Source organism: Streptomyces sp. RP5T, assembly GCF_003933965.1.
In the GTDB taxonomy this organism is placed as follows: domain Bacteria; phylum Actinomycetota; class Actinomycetes; order Streptomycetales; family Streptomycetaceae; genus Streptomyces.
In genome coordinates, this window is the sequence record NZ_RSAJ01000624.1 from 1 (window position 1) to 4697 (window position 4697).

Annotated in this window: 4 protein-coding genes; all 4 read left to right on the forward strand. The window is 75.2% G+C overall.

Going from position 1 to position 4697, the window contains the following annotated elements:
* A partial coding sequence (locus EHS43_RS37830; protein ID WP_148104195.1) for an N-acetyltransferase occupies positions 1-298 on the forward strand: 298 nt, incomplete at its 5' end.
* A 5-nt stretch (positions 299-303) separates the two neighbouring features.
* On the forward strand, positions 304-1785 hold the full coding sequence (locus EHS43_RS37835) for an ABC transporter substrate-binding protein (RefSeq protein ID WP_185806585.1): 1482 nt from the start codon (positions 304-306) through the stop codon (positions 1783-1785).
* 3 nt (positions 1786-1788) lie between these two features.
* Complete coding sequence (locus tag EHS43_RS37840; protein ID WP_125195146.1) at positions 1789-3582, forward strand: ABC transporter permease subunit; 1794 nt, start codon at positions 1789-1791, stop codon at positions 3580-3582.
* On the forward strand, positions 3579-4697 hold a 1119-nt coding region (locus EHS43_RS37845), incomplete at its 3' end, for an MFS transporter (RefSeq protein WP_125195147.1). The genes EHS43_RS37840 and EHS43_RS37845, both read left to right, overlap by 4 nt.

The window sequence follows — 4697 nt, forward strand, 5'->3', positions numbered from 1 at the left end:
CCCGCCGAACCCGCGCGAACTCGCCGAGCGCTACCCGTGCGGTGAGACCGCCCAGTTGCGCCGGATCTACGTCCGCCCGGAGCACCGCAGGCGCGGCCTCGCCCGCCGCATGGTCGACGAGCTCCTCGCCTTCGCGGCCGCCGACGGCGGCTACCGCTCCGTCTACCTGCACACCGACCCGGCCGTCCCGGGCGCCGAGCCCTTCTGGCGCTCGATCGGCAAGGTCGTGCACGACGAGCGCGAGACCACGGGCGGCGCGAGCAGTGTCGTCCACTTCGAGATACCGATGGGACGGTGACCGCGATGCGCCGCCGTCACACCCTCGGCTCCCTCCTGCTCGCCCCGCTGCTCACCGCCTGCTTCGCCTCCCAGGGCGGCGACACGTCCGGCACCGCGGGCGACGGCTCCCGCCTCCGCGTCGCCCTCGCCTTCCCGCCCGCCGAGAACCTCTCGCCGTACGGCGACGACGCCACCCTTCTCAGCCGCCTCGGCGTCACCGAGGGGCTGACGGCCCTCGACGCCAACGGCGCGGCCGTCCCCGCGCTCGCCGAGTCCTGGCGCCGCGAGAACGACCGCACCTGGCTGTTCACCCTGCGGGAGGCCACCTTCCAGGACGGTTCCGAGGTCACCCCGGCCGCGGCCGCCGCCGCGCTCACCCACGCCGGCGAGGCCAGGCCCGCCCCGGCCGCCCTCTCCGGCGTCACCCTGACGGCCAAGGCGGCCGGCGACTCCGTACGCGTCACCACGAAGACCGCCGACCCGGTCCTGCCGCTCCGGCTGTCCAGCCCGAGCCTCGCCGTGTTCGCCCCCAAGGCCTATGCCGCGGGCCGAGTGAACCCGGTCGGCACCGCCACCGGCCCCTTCGAGCTGACCCGGGTCACCGGCTCCACCGCCGCCACCCTCGACCGCTTCGACGACTACTGGGGCGGCCGCGCCCAGGCCTCCGGCGTCGACGCCCGCTTCATCGCCGACGGCACCGCCCGCGCCAACGCCCTGCGCACCGGCCAGGTCGACATCGCCGAGGCGATCCCCGTCGCCCAGGCCGCCGCCCTCGACGAGGCAACCTTGCGGGAGACCGCCACCACCCGCACCACGAGCCTCCAGCTCAACACCGGGTCCGGCCCCTTCGAGGACCCGGGACTGCGCGCCGCCGCCCGCGAGGCCGTCGACAGCTCCGCCGTCGTCAAGGGCGTCTTCGAGGGGTACGCCGATCCCGGCGACGGCCTCTACGGGCCGGCCGTGACCTGGGCCGACAGCAAGCGCCCGCAGCCCGCCGGACGTGTGACCGCAACCGACCCGCACGACACCTCCGTCACCCTCGCCACCTACGACAACCGGCCCGAACTCCCCGAAGCCGCCCAGGTCCTCCAACAGCAGCTCCAGAAGGCCGGGTTCAAGGTCACTCTGGTGGTGCGTGAGTACGCGCGGCTCGAAAGCGACGTGCTGGCGGGGAAGTTCGACGCGTTCATCGGCGCCCGCAACAGCCTCGTCGACACCGGTGATCCCGTCGGCGTCCTCGCGAGCGACTACACCTGCGACGGCGGCTACAACCTCGCCCGGCTGTGCGACCGCACGGTGGACCGGGCGGTCGCCGCGGCCGACGCCGAGGCCGACACCGGGGAACGGCAGCAGGCGGCCCTGCGCGCCGAGGCGGCGGTCCTCGGCACCGACGCCGTGGTCCCGCTCGCCCATCAGAGGATCATCACCGGAGTCGCCACCGGCGTCCGGGGCGTGCTCCTCGACCCGTACGAACGCACCCTGGTCGGCCCCGGAACGCGACGCTGACCCATGGGGCACCGAGTGGCCACCCTGCTGTGGCGCATCCTGCTCGCGGCGGCCCTGGTCTGCGGGATCGGCCTGCTGCCGTGGCTGTCGCGCACCGACCCGGCGCTCACCGTGCTCAAGGCGCGTTCCGCGGACCGCGACCCGACGCCGCGGGTGCTGGCCGACATCCGGGCCCAACTGGGCCTCGAACAGGGGCCGTTGCACCTGCTCGGCCAATGGCTCGGCGGCCTGCCGCGCGGGGACGCAGGCCGGTCCTGGCTGAACGGCACACCGGTCGCCCCGACCGTCGTCCAGGCACTCGGGGTGACCCTGCTGCTGGTGGCGGTGGCGCTCGTGGTGGCCGCCGTCACCGCGGCCCTGGTGTGCGCGCGCACCCTGTGGCTCGGCGCGCACGGGCGACTCGACGGGCGGCGGCCCGGGGGCGGCGGCTCGGCGATGCTCGCCGCGCTGCCCGAGTTCCTCACCGCCTCCCTGCTCGCCACCGTCGTCGGGGTGCAGCTCGGCTGGCTGCCCGCCCTCGGCTGGTACGGGCCCCGCTGGACGGTCCTGCCCGCCCTCGCCCTCGGCCTGCCCACCGGGGCCGTGCTCGGGCGCCTCCTCGACGACCTGCTGCCCGGCGCCTTCGCCGAAGACTGGGCGACCGCCGCGGCGGCCCGCGGGCTGCCCGGCCGCACCGTCGCCGTCAAAGCGGTCCGCCGCTGCGCCCCCGCGTTGCTGCCCAACCTGAACCTGTTCGTCGTGGGGCTCACGGCCGGGTCCGTCGCCGTCGAGCAGATCTACGACATCCCGGGCCTCGGCCGCACCACCCTCCAGGCCGCCCTCGCGCAGGACCTGCCCGTGCTCCAGGCAGGCGTCCTCGCCCTCCTGCTCCTCGCGGCCGCCGCCACCGGCCTCGCCGCACTCGGCGTCCGCCTCCTGACCGGCCGGGCCCTGCGCGACGGTGCCCTGGACTCCCTGCACCGCCCGCGCCGGTCCGCCCGCAGCATCCTGCCTCTCCTGTACGGCGGGCTCCTGGCCGCTGTCGTCGCGCTCGGCCTGTTCCGTGATCCACTCGCCCTGGACACCGGCGCCCGGCTCCAACCCCCCTCCTGGACACACCCGTTCGGCACCGACGCGCTCGGCCGGGACCTGCTCGCCCGGGTCGGACACGGCGCGCTCGACACCCTCCTGACCGCCCTCGCCATCAGCGTCACCGCGCTGGTGGCCGGTGTCCTGCTCGGACTGCTGCCCCGGCTGTCCGGGCCCCTCGTCGACACCGTCAACGCCGTGCCGCCGGTCCTCGCCGCGCTGCTCGTGACCGCCGTCGCCGGGAGCGGCGCCGCCACGCCCGCGCTCGCCGTGGCCACCGTCTCCTGGGCGGCGCTCGCCGCGCACACCTCCTCGCTGCTCCGGCAGGAACGCGCCACCGCGCACCTGAGAGCCACCCGGGGCCTGGGCGCGAGCCGTAGGTACCTCCTGCGCCACGAGCTGCTGCCCGCGATCCTGCCGCCCGTCACCCGGCACGCCCTGCTGCGCCTGCCCGGGGTGGCGCTCGCCCTTGCCTCCCTCGGCTTCCTGGGCCTCGGCAGCCAGCCGCCCTCCCCGGAGTGGGGCCTGCTCCTGGCCGAGAACCAGCCCTACGCCGAACGCGCACCCTGGGCCGTCCTCGCGCCCGCCGCCGCACTCGCTCTGCTGGGCGCGCTGGCGGTGAGCGCGGCGGGCGGGGTGCGCCGACCGCGACGGCGCGAGCGTCCCCGTACGCCGACAGGAACTCAACAGCCCTTGCCTGCAGCGGAGTTCGCGGAGGCTGCCGGATGACGTCGACGCCGGTCGAACCACAGAGGACCACCGTCGGTCTCTCCCTGCTGCTGCGGCTGCTGATCCTCACCCAACTCGCCTTCAACGTCGGCTTCTTCGCGGTGCTGCCCTTCCTGGCCGCCCACCTGGGGCAGGCCGTCGGAATGGCGGGCTGGCTGGTCGGTTTCGTGCTCGGGCTCAGGACCTTCAGCCAGCAGGGGCTGTTCGTGGTGGGCGGGGCGCTCGCCGACCGGTACGGGATCCGGCCGGTCGTCCTCGCCGGATGCGCGCTGCGGATCGCCGGGTTCGCCTGGCTCGGGTACGCCGAACGGACGGGCGCGGTCATCGGGGCCGTCCTGCTCATCGGGTTCGCCGCCGCGCTGTTCTCACCGGCGGTGGAGTCGGAGGTCGCCCGGCAGGCCGTCGTCCACGAGGCGGCGGGAGGCCAACGCACCCGCGTACTCGCGCTGTTCACGGTGGCCGGGCAGGCCGGTGCCTTCGTGGGGCCGCTGCTCGGAGCGCTGCTGCTGTCGGTGGACTTCCGCACGGTGTGTCTGGCGGGTGCCGGGATCTTCGTCCTCGTCCTCGCCGGGCACGCGTGGCTGCTGCCGCAGCACATCCCGGGGCGACAACGAGTGCGACTGAGCGGGGGATGGGGGGCGCTGGTCCGCAACCGCCGTTTCCTGGCCCTGTGTTGCGCGTACGGCGCCTACCTGCTCGCCTACAACCAGCTCTACCTCGCCCTCCCCGAGGAGGTGGAGCGGGCGACCGGTTCGCAGTCGGCGACCGCATGGCTGTTCGCGCTGTCCTCGCTGCTCGTGGTGACCGCCCAGCTCCCGGTCACCCGCTGGGCCGGCGCCCGGCTGTCGCTGCGCCGCTCGATGGTGGCCGGACTGCTGGTGATCAGCGCCGGGTTCGCGGTCGTCGCGGTGGGGAGCGGCACGGCGGGCCTCGTGCCCTCCGCCGTGTTCGTCGTCCTGCTCACCTTCGGCCAGATGCTCGTCGCGCCCGTGGCCCGGGCCTGGGTCCCCGATCTCGCCGAACCGGACCGGCTCGGCCTCTACACCGGCGCGCTCTCCTCGGTCTCGGGCCTGATCGTCCTGATCGGAAGCTCCGTCACCGGCGCACTGCTGGAC